18 protein-coding genes and 1 riboswitch are annotated in these 15,854 nt (G+C 41.2%); of the genes, 14 read left to right on the top strand and 4 right to left on the bottom strand.

Features of this window, described 5'->3' with window-relative positions; all coding sequences use genetic code 11:
* Window positions 1-67: 67 nt before the first annotated feature.
* Window positions 68-373, top strand: a complete 306-nt coding sequence (locus RST01_RS04805; protein WP_147194524.1) for a hypothetical protein — start codon at window positions 68-70, stop codon at window positions 371-373.
* A gap of 103 nt (window positions 374-476) precedes the next feature.
* Here the strand turns inward: RST01_RS04805 and RST01_RS04800 are convergent, their stop codons facing one another.
* From RST01_RS04800 to RST01_RS04790, 3 genes are all read right to left on the bottom strand, one after another.
* The gene (locus tag RST01_RS04800) at window positions 477-905 is read right to left on the bottom strand and encodes a GNAT family N-acetyltransferase (RefSeq protein ID WP_147194521.1); all 429 of its coding nucleotides are present in this window, start codon (window positions 903-905) and stop codon (window positions 477-479) included.
* Between the two features lie 3 nt (window positions 906-908).
* Window positions 909-1,424 (bottom strand): YjcG family protein, encoded by a 516-nt coding sequence (locus tag RST01_RS04795; RefSeq protein WP_147194518.1) that lies wholly within the window; start codon window positions 1,422-1,424, stop codon window positions 909-911.
* Between the two features lie 84 nt (window positions 1,425-1,508).
* Window positions 1,509-2,234: an alpha/beta hydrolase gene (locus RST01_RS04790; protein ID WP_147194515.1), complete on the bottom strand. Its 726-nt coding sequence runs from the start codon at window positions 2,232-2,234 to the stop codon at window positions 1,509-1,511.
* A gap of 94 nt (window positions 2,235-2,328) precedes the next feature.
* Between RST01_RS04790 and RST01_RS04785 the strand changes: the two genes are divergently transcribed.
* The 3 genes from RST01_RS04785 to RST01_RS04775 all read left to right on the top strand — a co-directional run bounded on the left by RST01_RS04785 (window position 2,329) and on the right by RST01_RS04775 (window position 4,297).
* Window positions 2,329-2,874 carry a phosphatidylglycerophosphatase A family protein gene (locus RST01_RS04785; protein ID WP_147194512.1) on the top strand — a complete coding sequence of 182 codons (546 nt, stop codon included), beginning with the start codon at window positions 2,329-2,331 and terminating at the stop codon, window positions 2,872-2,874.
* A 74-nt stretch (window positions 2,875-2,948) separates the two neighbouring features.
* Window positions 2,949-3,710, top strand: coding sequence for a thermonuclease family protein (locus RST01_RS16250; protein ID WP_147194510.1), 762 nt, complete (start codon window positions 2,949-2,951; stop codon window positions 3,708-3,710).
* Window positions 3,711-3,718: 8 nt separating this feature from the next.
* Window positions 3,719-4,297, top strand: coding sequence for a histidine phosphatase family protein (locus RST01_RS04775; protein ID WP_147194507.1), 579 nt, complete (start codon window positions 3,719-3,721; stop codon window positions 4,295-4,297).
* 134 nt (window positions 4,298-4,431) lie between these two features.
* On the opposite strand, the gene RST01_RS04770 is transcribed toward RST01_RS04775, so the two are convergent.
* On the bottom strand, window positions 4,432-4,731 hold the full coding sequence (locus tag RST01_RS04770) for a DUF3784 domain-containing protein (protein WP_147194505.1): 300 nt from the start codon (window positions 4,729-4,731) through the stop codon (window positions 4,432-4,434).
* A gap of 673 nt (window positions 4,732-5,404) precedes the next feature.
* A riboswitch (purine riboswitch) is annotated at window positions 5,405-5,506 on the top strand.
* Window positions 5,507-5,655: 149 nt separating this feature from the next.
* Between RST01_RS04770 and purE the strand changes: the two genes are divergently transcribed.
* The 10 genes from purE to purH all read left to right on the top strand — a co-directional run bounded on the left by purE (window position 5,656) and on the right by purH (window position 15,846).
* Window positions 5,656-6,141: a 5-(carboxyamino)imidazole ribonucleotide mutase gene (gene purE, locus RST01_RS04765; RefSeq protein WP_147194502.1), complete on the top strand. Its 486-nt coding sequence runs from the start codon at window positions 5,656-5,658 to the stop codon at window positions 6,139-6,141.
* Window positions 6,125-7,273: a 5-(carboxyamino)imidazole ribonucleotide synthase gene (purK, locus tag RST01_RS04760; protein WP_147194499.1), complete on the top strand. Its 1,149-nt coding sequence runs from the start codon at window positions 6,125-6,127 to the stop codon at window positions 7,271-7,273. The genes purE and purK overlap by 17 nt, the downstream gene beginning before the upstream one ends.
* Window positions 7,274-7,367: 94 nt before the next feature.
* Window positions 7,368-8,087, top strand: coding sequence for a phosphoribosylaminoimidazolesuccinocarboxamide synthase (purC, locus tag RST01_RS04755; protein ID WP_147194497.1), 720 nt, complete (start codon window positions 7,368-7,370; stop codon window positions 8,085-8,087).
* Complete coding sequence (gene purS, locus RST01_RS04750; protein ID WP_147194494.1) at window positions 8,080-8,334, top strand: phosphoribosylformylglycinamidine synthase subunit PurS; 255 nt, start codon at window positions 8,080-8,082, stop codon at window positions 8,332-8,334. Before purC ends, purS begins: the two co-directional genes overlap by 8 nt.
* Window positions 8,331-9,017, top strand: a complete 687-nt coding sequence (gene purQ / locus RST01_RS04745; protein ID WP_147194491.1) for a phosphoribosylformylglycinamidine synthase subunit PurQ — start codon at window positions 8,331-8,333, stop codon at window positions 9,015-9,017. The genes purS and purQ overlap by 4 nt, the downstream gene beginning before the upstream one ends.
* Window positions 9,001-11,223, top strand: coding sequence for a phosphoribosylformylglycinamidine synthase subunit PurL (gene purL / locus RST01_RS04740; RefSeq protein WP_147194489.1), 2,223 nt, complete (start codon window positions 9,001-9,003; stop codon window positions 11,221-11,223). The genes purQ and purL overlap by 17 nt, the downstream gene beginning before the upstream one ends.
* Window positions 11,208-12,644: an amidophosphoribosyltransferase gene (gene purF, locus RST01_RS04735; protein ID WP_147194486.1), complete on the top strand. Its 1,437-nt coding sequence runs from the start codon at window positions 11,208-11,210 to the stop codon at window positions 12,642-12,644. The genes purL and purF overlap by 16 nt, the downstream gene beginning before the upstream one ends.
* Before the next feature lie 54 nt (window positions 12,645-12,698).
* Window positions 12,699-13,715: a phosphoribosylformylglycinamidine cyclo-ligase gene (gene purM / locus RST01_RS04730; protein ID WP_147194483.1), complete on the top strand. Its 1,017-nt coding sequence runs from the start codon at window positions 12,699-12,701 to the stop codon at window positions 13,713-13,715.
* Window positions 13,715-14,299, top strand: a complete 585-nt coding sequence (purN, locus tag RST01_RS04725; protein WP_147194480.1) for a phosphoribosylglycinamide formyltransferase — start codon at window positions 13,715-13,717, stop codon at window positions 14,297-14,299. Before purM ends, purN begins: the two co-directional genes overlap by 1 nt.
* An 11-nt stretch (window positions 14,300-14,310) precedes the next feature.
* The gene (gene purH, locus RST01_RS04720) at window positions 14,311-15,846 is read left to right on the top strand and encodes a bifunctional phosphoribosylaminoimidazolecarboxamide formyltransferase/IMP cyclohydrolase (RefSeq protein ID WP_147194477.1); all 1,536 of its coding nucleotides are present in this window, start codon (window positions 14,311-14,313) and stop codon (window positions 15,844-15,846) included.
* Window positions 15,847-15,854: the final 8 nt, after the last annotated feature.

Raw genomic sequence — 15,854 nt, 5'->3', positions numbered from 1 at the left:
CCGGCATGATGTTTATCTTTTAAACATATAGGGTATAAAGGATAAAAAACTGTCGGGGGTGCTTATAATGAGTTATATTTTACCAATCAATGACTATCAAGCTGCTCAATATATCAATCGCTCTGCACAAACAAGAGAATCCTATTCATACGTGGAACGTGTTGAGAAAGTGAAAAATTCATCAAAGTTTCAGCAGGAGTTAGAGCAAAAAAGACAAACGATGAAGCAATCTTTCTATGTAGAGAAAAAAAGATCTTCACCTGTACACCACCAACCAATCATACACAGTCCTAAACGCCATACAGCTGATTCTTATGATCACGAAATTGTGAATAAAACGGATAAGGGATTGATTTGCAACTTATATGTCTAATATGCTCATTTCATCAATGGATCAACCTAAACCCTTCCATACTTCTTCCATATAAAAAGCTACGATGTACTTGAGATTCATAGACATCGTAGCTTTTTTGCTGTTATATTATTTTTTCCATAGCGCGGTAAGGTATTCCGGCATCGAGAAATTCTGGAGAAGTGATGATATAATTCTGTTTCTCGTAAAAAGGAATAGCATGCGTTTGGGCATTCAACTTTACTTTACGAATCTCTGAGCCATGAATAAAATCTTCTAGGCAATTCATCATGAGAATACCAATCTGCTTTCGCCGGAAATCTGGTAAAACGCATACGCGTTCTACAACAGCTACTAGTTCATCTGTAAATCTTACACGCCCAGCGGCAATCGGTCGATTATCAAAGTATGCGACAAAGTGTGTAGCACTCTCATCATATTCATCTATTTCTAAAGGTTGAGGAATTCCTTGTTCTTTCACAAACACTTCTCTTCGAACAAAAAAAGCATCCTGCAATTCTTTTTCTGTTTCAACAATCTTAGCGAAAACCAATAATTACTCTTCTCCTCTAAGTCGGTAAGTTTCAAACACTGTCCAAGAACCATCCTCTAACTGATAAAGCAAATGAATACGATTAATTGTTTCGTTGAAATCAACCTTTGTCATGCGCAATTGGCCAAAGACATCATCATGTTCTCCAGCGCTCATATCTTGGGCAATCGTAATATGAGGTACAAATTTATATTTTGCTTCGCCGCCTGCAACATCATTTTCTAATGCCTCGTGTAAGTGCATAAGTTGTTCTGTCGGCTCCACTTTTAAATAAATGGCATTATTAACAGGTGCAAAAGAGCTAATCTTTGAAATAGAAATAGTTAGCGGATTAAATTGTTCGCACACCTTCTTAATAGATGCTGAGATTTCCTCAATTTCAGAAGATTGGATTTCTGTTTCTCCTTTTAATGTAATATGCGGAGTAATTTTTGCGTAATGGGTATCATATCTTTTACGATAAGAGTTAGCAAAATCTTGGATTTCTTTTGATGGGAATGCAACAATTCCATATTTCATATTATGAAAACCTCCTTAATAGAAAAATAATTAACTTAATTTTCAGTATAGCAGAAATTACTGTAAAGGTTATTACCTAACTATTTATTTTTGACCGAAATTTTGTCGGATAGCTCTTTTTAAGTCAGCTTGCCAAAATTTCCACGTATGTTTGCCCTCAAATTCATCGTAAAACGTATCAACACCTAGTTCCTTAAGCAGTTGGTGAAGTTTTCGGTTTGGTGTCAAAAAGTCTTTTACTTTTTTATCCATCGTCACAACTTCCGTTTCTAAAGAACCGATAACATGATATACCGAAAAAGCATGAGGATCTTTCATTTCTTGGACTTTCTGAAGCACCTCTTCATTCACTTGCGGCGATTGAAGCAGTACCTTTCCAAAAGTATTAGGATAGGCAACAGCGGCAAGCAAAGATACTGTGGCTGCTTGAGAATCACCAATGAGAGCCCGGGCCATACCCATATGATAAGTGGAATAATTTTTGTCTAAATAGGGCACGAGCTCATGTGCTAAGAAACGCAAATAAGCGGTATGTAAGTCGCCATTTGGCAAGTACTTGCGTCTACGATCTTCCACATTTTTATATGGAACGCCCACAATAATCAAATTTTCAATCTCTTCATTTGCCAAATATTCATCGGCAATTCTAGAAATGCGTCCTAACTGAAAATAGTCGCGCCCGTCAGAAGCGATTAAAATAGTATATTTGTAAAGCGGTGAATAATTTTCTGGTAGATAAATCAACAAATGTAATTCTTCTTGTAGTGCTTCGCTATAAAATGCTATATCGTTAATAGTTCCTTGTCCCATACCAAACACACCCTTCAACATTCTGTAGGGAAATTGTAACATATGAATTTGCAAAGGTATAATAAGAAATATAGGGAGAAATGAGGTCATTATTATGTATAATGAAAAAGTGAATATATCCTCCGAAAGCGTCCGAAATGCAGCTAAAGAAGCAATTGCGCGACGTGGCGTGTTGATTAGCGATATCGCCGAAATTGTATTTGAGATGCAATATCCCTATAGCAACGGCTTGACACTGGCACATTGCATTCAATCAGTCGAACGGGTTCTCAATAAGAGAGAGGTACAGCATGCTATTCTCGTCGGAATTGAATTAGATGAACTTGCAGAAAAGGGAATGCTTTCCCAGCCATTGCAGCAATTAATAGAATCAGATGAAAGCCTGTTTGGCATTGATGAAACACTTGCGATAGGCTCTGTTCTCACATACGGAAGTATAGCAATGACAACGTATGGACATTTAGATAAGCAAAAAATCGGCATCATCAAGAAATTGGATACTAGAGACGGAACAGGCGTCCACACATTTTTAGATGATTTGATTGCAAGCATTGCTGCATCTGCTTCTTCTCGACTAGCACACCGTATTCGCGACGTCGAAGAAACAGGTGAATCCATTGCAGGAAGAGACAGAGTATAGCGTCTTTGGGCAGCGTCATACTTGGCGCTGTTTCGTCGCGTTATGGAAATTTATAAAGAAAATATGGTGATAGTATGAAATGGTGGATCATCCTACTATGCAGCTTGGTGCTTGTAGTACTTGCCGGCTGTACATTGGACAATTCTTCTAGCAATGAACAAGAAACTGAAACATCAGAAAAAGTACCTGTAAAGGTAATAAGCGTGATGGATGGCGATACAATTAAGGTGAAATATAATGGTGAACTAAAAAAAGTTCGCTACTTATTGATTGATACACCCGAGATGTATCATAAACAACTTGGCGAGCAGCCATACGGGCGCGAGGCACAGTCTAAAAATAGAGAGATATTGAATCATGCTAAGAACGTTTCCTTAGAGTTTGATGTTGGCGATAAGGAGGACAAGTATGGCCGCCTGCTGGCTTATGTCTATGCAGATGGAAAAAGTGTGCAAGAACAATTAGTGGCTGAGGGACTAGCACGTGTTGGCTATATCTATCAGCCGAATACAAAGTATGTAAATGAATTTAAAGATATTCAAGAACAAGCTAAGAAAAAGAAGATAGGGATATGGAGATATGACGGATATGTGACGGATCGAGGATTTGTCAAATCTGTCGTTGAAAAGCAACAACATACGAAAAATTCAAACGGGACTTACCGACAAAAAGATAACGAAAAAAGTGCTTGTACGATTAAAGGCAATATCAACAGCAAAGGAAATAAACTATACCACATGCCAGGAATGGCTCAGTACAATAATGTAAAACCGGAAAAAACATTTTGTACAGAAGAGGAAGCCAAAAAGGCAGGTTTTACAAAAGCGGCAAGGTAGGTGTATCAATGACAAAAATCTATATGCTTCGCCATGGAGAAACAGATTGGAATTTAGCGGGTAAAATTCAAGGTGGGACAGATACTGTACTGAATGAAAATGGGAAGCGGCAGGCGATTGCTTGTAGGAATTACTTTCAAGATAAAAATTGCCAAGCTATTTTTAGTAGCACGCTTCAAAGAGCACGGCAAACTGCTACTATAATGAATGAAACGCTGCACCTGCCATTAATTTTGATAGACGAGTTTAAAGAACGAAACTTTGGCAAGGCAGAAGGACTAACACTAGAAGAACGTTTGAAATTATATCCAAGCAAGCAATATCCGAACCAAGAATCTATGGAAAGTCTCTGCCAAAGGTTAGCAAAGGGTTTGCAAAAGATTCAGCAAAGCTATCCCCACGATGAGGTTATCTTAGTCACACATGGTGCAGTCATCCATACAATCTTTGATATGGTTGAAAAGATGACAGTTTTTCCAGAAGTCCCTCGCTTATCAAACGGTGGAATTAGCACAATATCATATGAAAAAGAGAAATGGTTATTAGAAACATATAATGATACAAGCTATATGACGGATTTAAAATAAGAGGGCAAGTAGAAACAGTATGTTGTCATTACAACTTTAAATGCTTAAAAAGGGTAGATAGAGACGATTGAAACAGCTCTATCTATCCTTTTTTATATGATTCTATTAGAAGAATGAAAAATAGACGATTTAAACTATGGTTTACTCTTCATCATAATAACTACTATTATTCCAGCTATTCCTATAATAGCGAGTAAGCAATAGACTAGAGTGTTTCCAAACCAGTATAGAAAATAAGGCAAAACTATCAAAACTATACCTAATAAGATAAGAACGATGCCCGTGCCCTTTGCTAACTTTTCTTTATCCCCTTCAAAAGTTGTTTCATTATAACCCGCAATTAGAAAAAGCATCTTTTTATACCAAATTAAATAACCTAATAAGATTAAAATAAATCCCACAATTAAAGTTAAAATAAACCCGTTAAGATTCATATCCGCTCTTCCGTCCTTCACAATTTAATAAACTGTCCAATTTAATATGTATTAGAATAGGTAAAAAACCTAAAAGTGTAAAATGCTGATTTCATCATACTATGCAACAAAAAACTTGAACAATCTTTATCCTATAGCGTAGCGGAAGACGGCGTCTCCTGCGGGAAAAGCTTGAGCTGAAAGCCCCGCAAGAACGAAGTGATGAGGAGATTGAAGCCAAGCCCGCGGAAAGCGCCGTCTGGAGCGAAGCGATATAAGCAGACATTATGGGGAAAAATTAAACCTCGTTTTTACGGTCGGCTAGCTATAGATAGCATCTTCTACTTGAAAAGCTTGAGCTGAAAGCCCCGCAGGAACAAAGTGACGAAGAGATTGAAGCCAAGCCCGGGGAAAGCGCCGTCTGGAGCGAAGCGAAATAAGTAGACATTATGAGCAAAAATTAAAACTTGTTTTTACATTAGGTTAGCTATAGATAGCATCTTCTACTTGAAAAGCTTGAGCTGAAAGCCCCGCAGGAACAAAGTGACGAGGAGATTGAAGCCAAGCCAGCGGAAAGCGCCGTCTGGAGCGGTGCGGTTTATAATTAGTTATTTAAAAAGCGAACATTATATAAAAAAAATTATATAATGTTCGATTATTGGTTTGACAGCTGGATAATCCTGTAGTATTATCAGGGTGTAATAAGCAATTCTCTCATATATCCCCGGGAATATGGCCCGAAAGTTTCTACCCAATAACCGTAAATTATTGGACTATGAGAGAAAGTAGAACCGTTTGCTGGATAGAATGGGACCAGTGTACCCATTTTCACTTTCCGGACAGACTACTTTCTCTTTGAAAGTAATCTGTCCGGTTTTTTGTTTCAAAAGAATGCAGAGTAGAGTGATGTCTTACTTAATCTTTATGTTAGATGGAGGGAAAGAGATGCCACAAGTTGGGGTAATTATGGGAAGCACATCTGATTGGGAAACAATGAAGCATACATGTGCCATTTTAGAGGAACTGAAAATCGACTTTGAAAAACGAGTAGTATCAGCTCACCGAACGCCAGAATTATTATTCCAATATGCCGAAGGGGCAAAGGAACACGGCATAAAAGTAATAATCGCTGGTGCAGGAGGAGCGGCCCACTTACCAGGTATGACAGCTGCTAAGACAACGGTCCCCGTTATTGGCGTTCCAGTACAAACAAAGGCGCTCAATGGGCTAGATTCTCTTTTATCGATTGTGCAAATGCCTGGCGGTGTGCCAGTCGCAACAGTAGCAATCGGGAAAGCAGGTGCAACAAACGCTGGCCTGCTGGCTGCTCAAATTTTGGCGACATCAGATGAAATGTTAGCGGAAAAGTTAGAAAGAATGCGCAATGAGACAAGGGAGAAGGTGCTAAACAGCAGTGAACAACTTACATAGCCTTGTGATTGTACCGGGGCAAACGATTGGCATTATCGGCGGAGGACAGCTTGGCAGAATGATGGCCATTGCTGCGAAAGCAATGGGGTTTCGTGTTGCGGTATTAGATCCAACTCCAAATGGGCCATGTGCACAGGTAGCAGATGTTGAGATTATTGGTGCTTATGATGATACAGAAAAATTACAAGAACTTGCAGGTGTAAGTGATGTCATTACATTTGAATTCGAAAATATTAGCTCTCCAGCATTGAATTGGCTTAGTGATTATGCGTATTTGCCTCAAGGCTCTGCATTATTAAGAATCAGCCAAAATCGTATTGCTGAAAAAACGGCTCTAAAGTCCAGCGGTGTTGAGGTCGCTCCATATTGTGTCATTCAAACCTTGGAGGAACTTGCAATCGGGGTAGAAAAAATAGGATTTCCGTGCGTATTAAAAACAGCTCGCGGCGGTTATGACGGTAAAGGGCAGCTTGTAATAAAGAGCCGTATAGATTTATCTCGCGCAAGCGATCTTATACAAAGCGGTGTCTGTGTATTAGAAGCTTGGGTGCCCTACGTGAAAGAAATATCTGTCATTTTGACTAGAAAAGCAGACGGTGAATGCACGTGCTTCCCAATTGCTGAAAATATTCATCAAGACAATATTTTAGCGCAGACCATTGTACCTGCCCGCATCAGTGAAAAAGCAGTCGAAGAGGCTACCAAACAGGCAATGATGCTCGCAGAAAAGCTAGAAGTTGTCGGCACGCTTGCGGTCGAGATGTTTTTGACAGAAGAAGATAAAGTGATTATGAATGAGCTCGCACCACGACCGCACAATTCAGGACACTTCACGCTGGATGCCTGCGAAACCTCACAATTTGAACAGCATATTCGGGCAATCTGTAATTGGCCACTAGGAAGTACCGAATTGCTAAAGCCCGTTGTCATGATGAATTTGCTGGGACAGCATATGGAGAACGCGATTACAACGATACCACATAGTCATGGGTGGAAGTATCACATTTATGGAAAAAAAGAAGCGGCGTTTAATCGGAAAATGGGCCATATTAATATTCTTCACCGGAATACAGAAGAAGCTCTTGTGCAAATTGAAAAAAGCGGATTATGGAAAACACCCTTAAACACATAAATCATGCACATATATTGAAATGGGTGTTTGACTATCTTTATGGCGTATTTTATCAATTATTTAGTCATACTATTCGGAAAATGGAGGGGCAGGAATGGAAAAGAGAGAGATGTTATATGAAGGGAAAGCAAAAAAGATATACGCAACAGATCAGGAAGATGTAGTCCTAATACAATATAAGGATGAAGCCACTGCTTTTAATGGGGAGAAAAAAGCAGAGATTGCAGGCAAAGGGGTTTTAAATAATTCGATTACAAGTTTGCTGTTTTCAAAGCTTCATAGCGAAAACATTCAATCTCATTTCATCCAGAAACTTTCCGAACGAGAGCACCTTGCAAAGAAAGTATCCATTATTCCATTGGAAGTAGTAGTGCGAAACAAAGCTGCCGGTAGTCTGTCCAAAAGGCTCGGTATAGCAGAGGGAACGCCATTCTCTAAACCACTTGTTGAATTTTACTATAAAGATGATGCATTGGGCGATCCACTGCTCAATGAAGATCATATTGAAGAACTGGCGATTGCTGATCCAACTGATGTGATTGTGTTAAAACAATATGCACAGCGGGTGAATGCGGTGTTGAGTGCGTTCTTTCAAGAGCTTGGCATTACGCTTATAGATTTTAAATTGGAGTTCGGCAAAACAGCTGATGGTGAAATTTTACTTGCGGATGAAATATCGCCGGATACTTGTCGACTGTGGGAAACAGCTACAAATAAAAAGCTAGATAAAGATGTCTTTCGCCGGGACTTAGGCAGTTTAACAGAAGCTTACCAAACGATTCTCATGAAATTGGAGGAAGAAATCCATGTATAAGGTACAAGTATATATTACATTGCGTGAAAGTGTATTAGACCCTCAAGGTTCGGCTGTAAAACAATCCTTGCATAGCCTTGGCTATAAAGGAGTTGAAGATATACGAATTGGTAAATATCTTGAACTTACCATTGATCAAAAAGAACAAGATATAGATGGTTTGGTTAATGAAGTGTGCCAGAAACTCCTGGCAAACACGGTGATTGAAGACTATCGCTACGATATTAAGGAGGTTGCCGCGCTATGAAGTTTGCTGTCATTGTATTTCCTGGTTCGAACTGTGATGCTGATATGTACCATGCCATCAAGGATGAGCTTGGTGAAGAGGTGGATTATGTTTGGCATACTGAAGACAATCTAGATCGCTATGATGGCATTTTGCTTCCTGGAGGATTTTCTTATGGAGACTACCTTCGAAGTGGGGCGCTTGCGCGTTTTTCAACTATCATGGAGCAGGTAGTTAAGGCAGCTGAGGAAGGGAAGCCTGTGCTTGGCATCTGCAATGGATTTCAAATTTTATTGGAAGCAGGCCTTTTACCTGGCGCGATGAGAAGAAATGAACAGCTTTCATTTATTTGCCGAAATGTGAAACTAAAAGTAGAAAACAGCCAGACTCCTTTCACCAATCTATATACAACTGGTGAAGTGCTTTCCATTCCGATTGCACATGGTGAAGGAAATTACTATTGCGATGATCAAACACTAGAAGAATTAAAAAAAGAAAATAGAATCCTGTTTACCTATCATGAAGAAAACCCGAATGGAAGCCTCGAGAATATTGCAGGCATTATGAATGCAAGAGGCAATGTGCTGGGTATGATGCCACATCCTGAGCGAGCTGTAGATGCGCTCCTAGGATCAGAGGACGGGCTGAAGCTGTTCCAATCAATCGTTAAGAGCTGGAGGGAATCACATGTCGTTACTGCTTGAACCTACTGTTGAATCCATTAAAGAAAATCGTTTGTATGCTGAAATGGGATTATCTGATGAAGAATTTGCATTGGTTGAAAAAATTCTGGGACGCACGCCTAACTACACGGAAACAGGTCTTTTTTCTGTCATGTGGTCAGAACATTGCTCCTATAAAAATTCAAAGCCCATTTTAAAGAAGTTTCCTGTAACAGGCGAAAAAGTATTACAGGGACCAGGTGAAGGAGCAGGGATTGTCGATATCGGTGACGATTTAGCCGTTGTATTTAAAATCGAAAGCCACAATCATCCATCGGCTATCGAACCCTATCAAGGAGCTGCCACAGGTGTAGGGGGTATTATCCGTGATGTCTTTTCGATGGGAGCACGCCCTATTGCTTTATTAAATTCGCTTCGTTTTGGAGAACTGCAAAATCCTCGTGTGAAATACCTGTTCAAAGAAGTAGTTGCAGGTATTGCAGGATATGGAAATTGCATTGGCATTCCAACAGTAGGAGGAGAAATCCAGTTTGATTCTTCCTATGAAGGCAATCCTCTTGTCAATGCGATGTGCGTCGGTTTAATTGCACATAAGGATATCAAAAAAGGCCAAGCGCATGGCATAGGGAATACTGTCATGTATGTAGGTGCAAAAACAGGACGCGATGGAATTCATGGAGCTACATTTGCTTCAGAGGAGCTTTCCCAAGCATCCGAAGAAAAACGCCCTGCCGTTCAAGTCGGTGATCCGTTTATGGAAAAACTATTGCTTGAGGCATGTCTTGAGCTTGTTCAATCAGATGCGCTTGTTGGCATACAAGATATGGGTGCAGCAGGTTTAACCAGTTCTTCTGCCGAAATGGCAAGCAAAGCTGGTTCTGGCATTGAAATGAATCTCGATCATGTTCCACAACGCGAAACAAATATGACCGCCTATGAAATGATGCTTTCCGAGTCACAGGAGCGCATGCTACTTGTTGTTAAGAAGGGTCGTGAAAACGAAATCGTCGAATTGTTTTCGAAATATGGCCTTGAAGCCGTATCTATTGGAAGAGTAACAGATGATCACCAATTGACACTATTCCATCAGGGCGAAAAAGTAGCACAGGTGCCGGTGGATGCACTTGCCGAGGATGCACCAGTCTATCATAAACCATCAAAAGAGCCGCAGTTTTTCCGCGATTTCCAAGCAATGAACATAAAAGTTCCAGTGGTTACAGATTATAAAGAGACTCTTTTGAATCTTTTGGCACAGCCTACTATTGCCAGCAAAGAGTGGGTGTACAACCAATATGATTATATGGTGAGAACAAATACAGTCGTAGCGCCGGGCTCTGATGCCGCAGTTGTCCGCATTCGAGGAACGAAAAAGGCTCTTGCAATGACAACAGACTGCAATTCGCGTTACTTATACTTAGACCCTGAAAACGGAGGGAAAATCGCTGTAGCCGAAGCAGCTAGAAATATTGTATGTTCCGGCGGAGAGCCACTTGCTATTACAGATTGCTTGAATTTCGGCAACCCGGAAAAGCCAGAGATTTTCTGGCAGCTTGAGCAAGCGGCTGACGGAATGAGCGAAGCTTGCAGAACGCTGAAAACGCCGGTAATTGGCGGTAATGTTTCGCTCTACAATGAAACAAATGGTGAAGCAGTATACCCAACCCCTGTAGTAGGCATGGTAGGGCTTATTGAAGATACAGCACATATCACGACACAAACGTTTAAAGATGCGGGTGATTTGATTTATATCATCGGCGAGGCAAAGGAAGAGTTTGGTGGAAGTGAACTCCAAAAGATGGTAGAAGGAAAAATCTTTGGGAGTGCCCCAGCTATTGATTTAGAAATCGAACAAAAGCGCCAATCCCAATTGCTTCAAGCGATTCGATCAGGACTTGTTGCATCAGCTCATGACATTTCTGAAGGTGGACTATCTATCGCACTGGCTGAATCATTATTTGGTCAAAATCAATTGGGAGCAAAAGTATCTATAAAAGGTATTGAAACAGCAGCACTCTTCGGTGAAACACAATCTCGTTTCCTTCTATCGATTAAGGAAGAGAATCAAGCTGCATTTGAAGCAGTGATGGATGATGCAGTATGTCTCGGGAAAGTGACGTCCACTCCAAAGCTTATCGTTCATAACGAAAAAGGAGAGCTACTAATAGATGCGGCTGTCCAAGAATTGCAGGATGTGTGGAAAGGAGCAATCCCATGCTTGCTGAATTAAAGGGTTTAAATGAAGAATGCGGCGTATTTGGGATATGGGGCCATCAGGATGCAGCAAATATTACATATTACGGACTCCATAGTCTCCAGCACAGAGGGCAAGAAGGATGCGGAATGGTTTTAACAGATGGAAAAAATCTAACCGGTGCAAAAGGCGAAGGGCTTGTCACAGAAATATTCACACCAGAAAAAATGCAAGGCCTTTCAGGGCATGCGGCGATTGGGCATGTACGTTATGCAACAGCAGGAGGTGGCGGATATGAAAATGTCCAGCCATTCCTCTTTAACTCACAAAGCGGTGGGCTTGCACTGGCACACAATGGAAATCTGGTGAATGCGGCACAGTTAAAAGATCAGCTAGAAGCACAGGGAAGCATTTTTCAGACCACTTCAGACACGGAAGTTCTTGCTCATTTAATTAAACGTGGCGGTTTCGCAGATTTGAAGACGCGTGTTAAAAATGCGCTTGGGATGTTAAAGGGAGCTTATGCTTTTTTAATTATGACCGAGACGGAAATGATGGTAGCTCTTGATCCACATGGTCTTAGGCCATTGTCTTTAGGAAAGATTGGCGATGCGGTTGTTGTAGCTTCTGAAACATGCGCCTTAGACATCGTCGGCGCTCAATTTATACGGGATATTGAACCGGGTGAGCTTGTGATCATTAATGAGGAAGGCATTCATTCTGAGAGATTCGCACATGCGACACAGCGCTCGATGTGTTCAATGGAATATGTTTATTTCTCTCGTCCTGACAGCAATGTAGATGGAATTAATGTTCATACAGCGCGTAAAAATTTGGGGAAACAGCTGGCGCTAGAATCAGTGATCCATGCAGATGTCGTGACGGGGGTACCCGATTCTGGCGTTTCAGTAGCGATTGGCTATGCGGAAGCATCTGGTATTCCATACGAGATGGGCCTCATAAAAAACCGTTATGTCGGACGAACATTTATCCAGCCATCACAGTCTCTTCGGGAGCAAGGGGTGAAAATGAAGCTCTCACCTGTGAGAGGGGTTGTAGAAGGTAAACGTGTAGTCATGGTCGATGATTCGATCGTACGAGGAACAACAAGCAAAAGAATTGTAGCCATGCTGAAAGAAGCGGGGGCGAAAGAAGTGCATGTTTGTATCAGCTCACCGCCTATTAAAAATCCTTGCTTTTATGGTATCGATACATCGACGCAAGACGAACTGATCGCATCGAAACTGTCAGTCGAGGAGCTGCGTGAATTGATTGGAGCAGACTCGCTTACTTTCTTAAGTGTAGAGGGCATGGTCAAGGGAATTGGTAGGCCTTATGCAGATGGAGGGCAATGCTTAGCATGTTTTACAGGCCAATACCCAACGGAAATTTATCCGGCATCAGAACCTGTATCAGAAAATCTAACAGTAGAAGAAGTAAAATTGGGAGCTAACTGACGCTCAAACAATTAATATTGGTAAAAAATAGAAATGCTAAAAAGGAGTCATTCCATGGCAAATGCATACAAACAAGCTGGTGTAGATATTGAAGCCGGCTATGAATCCGTAGAACGCATGAAAAAACATGTGGCAAGAACGATGAGGCCAGAAGTGATGAGTGGACTTGGCGGCTTCGGCGGACTATTTGACCTTTCCACACTAGGTTTAAAGGAACCTGTCTTAGTATCAGGTACAGATGGCGTTGGGACAAAGCTTCTTCTAGCGATGAAGATGGGACGCCATGACACAATCGGCATTGACTGTGTCGCAATGTGTGTAAACGATATTGTCGTACAGGGAGCACAGCCACTTTATTTTCTTGATTATATTGCGTTGGGCAAAGCTGTGCCGGAACGTATTGAAGACATTGTAAAAGGAATTGCAGAGGGCTGTGAGCAAGCAGGCTGTGCATTGATCGGTGGCGAAACAGCTGAAATGCCTGGCATGTATGATGCGGATGAATATGATGTGGCTGGTTTCGCTGTAGGGGCATGCGAGAAATCTCAATTAATCACAGGAGCATCCATCCAGCCTGGCGATGCGATTATTGGACTTGCTTCAAGCGGCATTCATAGTAATGGGTTTTCGTTAGTACGAAAAGTTGTTGAAGATATGCCTTTGGATCAGTATGTTGAGGAGATTGATGGGGTACTAGGCGATGTGCTGCTTACACCTACGAGAATTTACGTAAGAGCTATTCAGGCTGCGATGCAAGAATTTGAAATCAAAGGAATGGCCCATATTACAGGTGGAGGTTTTGTAGAAAATCTCCCTCGCATGCTGCCTGCCGGAGTAGGAGCAGCTGTGAAACTCGACACCTGGAAGGTTCACCCAATATTTTCTTTATTGCAGAAAAAAGGGCAAATCTCAACACATGAAATGTACCAAATCTTTAATATGGGCATTGGTTTGGCTGTGATCGTGAAGCGTGAAGATGCCGAACGTGCTGTAGCTCAATTTAAAAAATCAGGTGAAGAAGCCTATATTATTGGCGAAACAGTTGCAGGGGAAGGAGTGTCGTTTGCCTAATGAAAAAGATTGCTATTTTTGCATCAGGCAACGGCTCAAACTTTCAATCCATCATGGAAGCTGAAGCAAAGAAAGAACTAAAAATAAAAACATCCCTTCTTGTCTGTGATCATCACGAGGCTTATGTTGTACAACGTGCACAAGGCTTGGGACTTCCTATTTTTTGCTTTAATCCAAAGGAATACGAAGATAAAAAGGCATATGAGGAAGTAATCCTAGAGCATCTACTTGCAGAAGGAGTGGACTATCTCATTTTAGCTGGCTATATGCGCCTTATTGGACCGACCATTCTACGGGAATACGAAGGACGAATCATTAATATCCATCCTTCACTACTACCAGCTTTTCCTGGTAAAGATGCAATAGGGCAGGCACTTGATGCAAAGGCAAAGGAGACAGGCGTCACCGTCCATTATGTGGACGAAGGCATGGATACAGGACCTGTCATTGCACAGGAGTCCGTGCGAATTTATGAGAATGACACGGAAGAGTCGTTGAAGAAACGTATTCAAATAGTAGAACATCGTCTTTATCCATCTGTTTTAAAAGAACTATTTCAACAAGAGCATGTAAACATAGGTTGAGGAGGAATCATATGTCTAAACGAGCATTGCTGAGTGTATCAGATAAAAAAGGGATTATTGATTTTGCGAAGGGTTTAAAGAATGCTGGATTTGAAATTATTTCAACAGGCGGTACAAAAAAGGCACTATTGGACGAGGGCATTGAAGTGACAGGCATCAGTGAAGTGACCGGTTTTCCTGAAATTTTGGAAGGACGAGTAAAGACACTCCACCCAATGGTTCATGGAGCACTGTTAGCAAAGCATGGTGAAGAAAGCCATCTTCGTCAGATAGAAGAGCATGGCATCGCACCCATTCAGCTTGTTTGCGTCAATTTATATCCATTCCAACAAACCATTGAAAAACCAGATGTAACTTGGGAAGAAGCCATCGAGAATATTGACATCGGAGGACCATCGATGCTTCGATCAAGTGCTAAAAACCATCAATATGTTACGGCGGTTGTTGACCCAGCAGATTATGAAGGCATCCTTTTAGAATTAGCTGATACAGGAAGTGTTTCATTTGAAACAAATCGGAAGCTAGCTGCGAAGGTTTTTCGCCATACAGCAGCCTATGACACGATAATTGCCCAATATATGACAGAGATATCAGGGGAGGAAAATCCGGAAAGTCTAACAGTGACTTACCAATTAAAACAAAACTTGCGTTACGGAGAGAATCCACATCAGAAAGCTGCATTCTATGAAAAGCCACTAGGCTCTCTTTTCTCAATCGCTAAAGCAAAACAGCTTCATGGAAAAGCACTTTCCTACAACAATATCAATGATGCAGACGCGGCCATTCAAATTGCCAAGGAATTTGCAGAACCCGCGGCGGTTGCTGTGAAGCATAGTAATCCTTGTGGTGTAGGTACAGGTGACACAATAGCCGAAGCTTTTGCTAAGGCGTTTGAAGCAGATGAAACTTCTATTTTCGGAGGAATAGTGGCTTTAAATCGAACCGTTGATGTGAAAACAGCTGAGAAACTCAGCGGCATTTTCTTGGAAATTATTATCGCTCCTTCATTTACACCAGAAGCGCTCAATCTCTTAAAAGCGAAGAAGAATATTCGTCTGTTAACCATCCCATTTGAGGCTAGTTCAAATGTAGAAAGAAGAATCTCTTCCATTGAAGGCGGGCTGTTGGTACAAGATAGTGATAATGCCAAGCTGGATGAAACGACAACTACAGTGCCTACAAAACGGAAGCCGACTGAAACAGAGTGGCAGGCGTTGAAATTTGGCTGGAAGGTTGTGAAACATGTTAAATCCAATGCAATTGTTGTCTCCAACGATCAAATGACACTTGGTGTGGGAGCAGGTCAAATGAACCGAATAGGCGCAGCTAGCATTGCCTTAGAACAGGCAGGAGAAAAAGCAGCAGGCAGTATTATGGCTTCAGATGCCTTTTTCCCAATGGAGGACACAGTAGAAGCTGCTGCTAAGGCGGGCATTACAGCCATTATTCAGCCCGGAGGATCTATTAGAGATATGGATTCTATACAAAAAGCGGATGAATATGGAATTTCCATGGTATTCACAGGTGTTCGACATTTTAAACATTAACAATGAGG

Origin of the sequence: Rummeliibacillus stabekisii, from assembly GCF_007988965.1 — a bacterium.
GTDB classification, from domain to species: domain Bacteria; phylum Bacillota; class Bacilli; order Bacillales_A; family Planococcaceae; genus Rummeliibacillus; species Rummeliibacillus stabekisii.
This window is presented reverse-complemented; position numbering and strand designations above follow the sequence as displayed.

Excerpts from the sequence above, each read along its gene's own strand:
- RST01_RS04805 (WP_147194524.1), top strand. The coding sequence starts at position 68 with ATGAGTTATATTTTACCAATCAATGACTATCAAGCTGCTCAATATATC.
- RST01_RS04795 (WP_147194518.1), bottom strand. The coding sequence starts at position 1,424 with ATGAAATATGGAATTGTTGCATTCCCATCAAAAGAAATCCAAGATTTT.
- RST01_RS04790 (WP_147194515.1), bottom strand. The coding sequence starts at position 2,234 with ATGGGACAAGGAACTATTAACGATATAGCATTTTATAGCGAAGCACTA.
- RST01_RS04785 (WP_147194512.1), top strand. The coding sequence starts at position 2,329 with ATGTATAATGAAAAAGTGAATATATCCTCCGAAAGCGTCCGAAATGCA.
- RST01_RS16250 (WP_147194510.1), top strand. The coding sequence starts at position 2,949 with ATGAAATGGTGGATCATCCTACTATGCAGCTTGGTGCTTGTAGTACTT.
- RST01_RS04775 (WP_147194507.1), top strand. The coding sequence starts at position 3,719 with ATGACAAAAATCTATATGCTTCGCCATGGAGAAACAGATTGGAATTTA.
- RST01_RS04770 (WP_147194505.1), bottom strand. The coding sequence starts at position 4,731 with ATGAATCTTAACGGGTTTATTTTAACTTTAATTGTGGGATTTATTTTA.
- purE (WP_147194502.1), top strand. The coding sequence starts at position 5,656 with ATGCCACAAGTTGGGGTAATTATGGGAAGCACATCTGATTGGGAAACA.
- purC (WP_147194497.1), top strand. The coding sequence starts at position 7,368 with ATGGAAAAGAGAGAGATGTTATATGAAGGGAAAGCAAAAAAGATATAC.
- purS (WP_147194494.1), top strand. The coding sequence starts at position 8,080 with ATGTATAAGGTACAAGTATATATTACATTGCGTGAAAGTGTATTAGAC.
- purQ (WP_147194491.1), top strand. The coding sequence starts at position 8,331 with ATGAAGTTTGCTGTCATTGTATTTCCTGGTTCGAACTGTGATGCTGAT.
- purL (WP_147194489.1), top strand. The coding sequence starts at position 9,001 with ATGTCGTTACTGCTTGAACCTACTGTTGAATCCATTAAAGAAAATCGT.
- purF (WP_147194486.1), top strand. The coding sequence starts at position 11,208 with ATGCTTGCTGAATTAAAGGGTTTAAATGAAGAATGCGGCGTATTTGGG.
- purM (WP_147194483.1), top strand. The coding sequence starts at position 12,699 with ATGGCAAATGCATACAAACAAGCTGGTGTAGATATTGAAGCCGGCTAT.
- purN (WP_147194480.1), top strand. The coding sequence starts at position 13,715 with ATGAAAAAGATTGCTATTTTTGCATCAGGCAACGGCTCAAACTTTCAA.
- purH (WP_147194477.1), top strand. The coding sequence starts at position 14,311 with ATGTCTAAACGAGCATTGCTGAGTGTATCAGATAAAAAAGGGATTATT.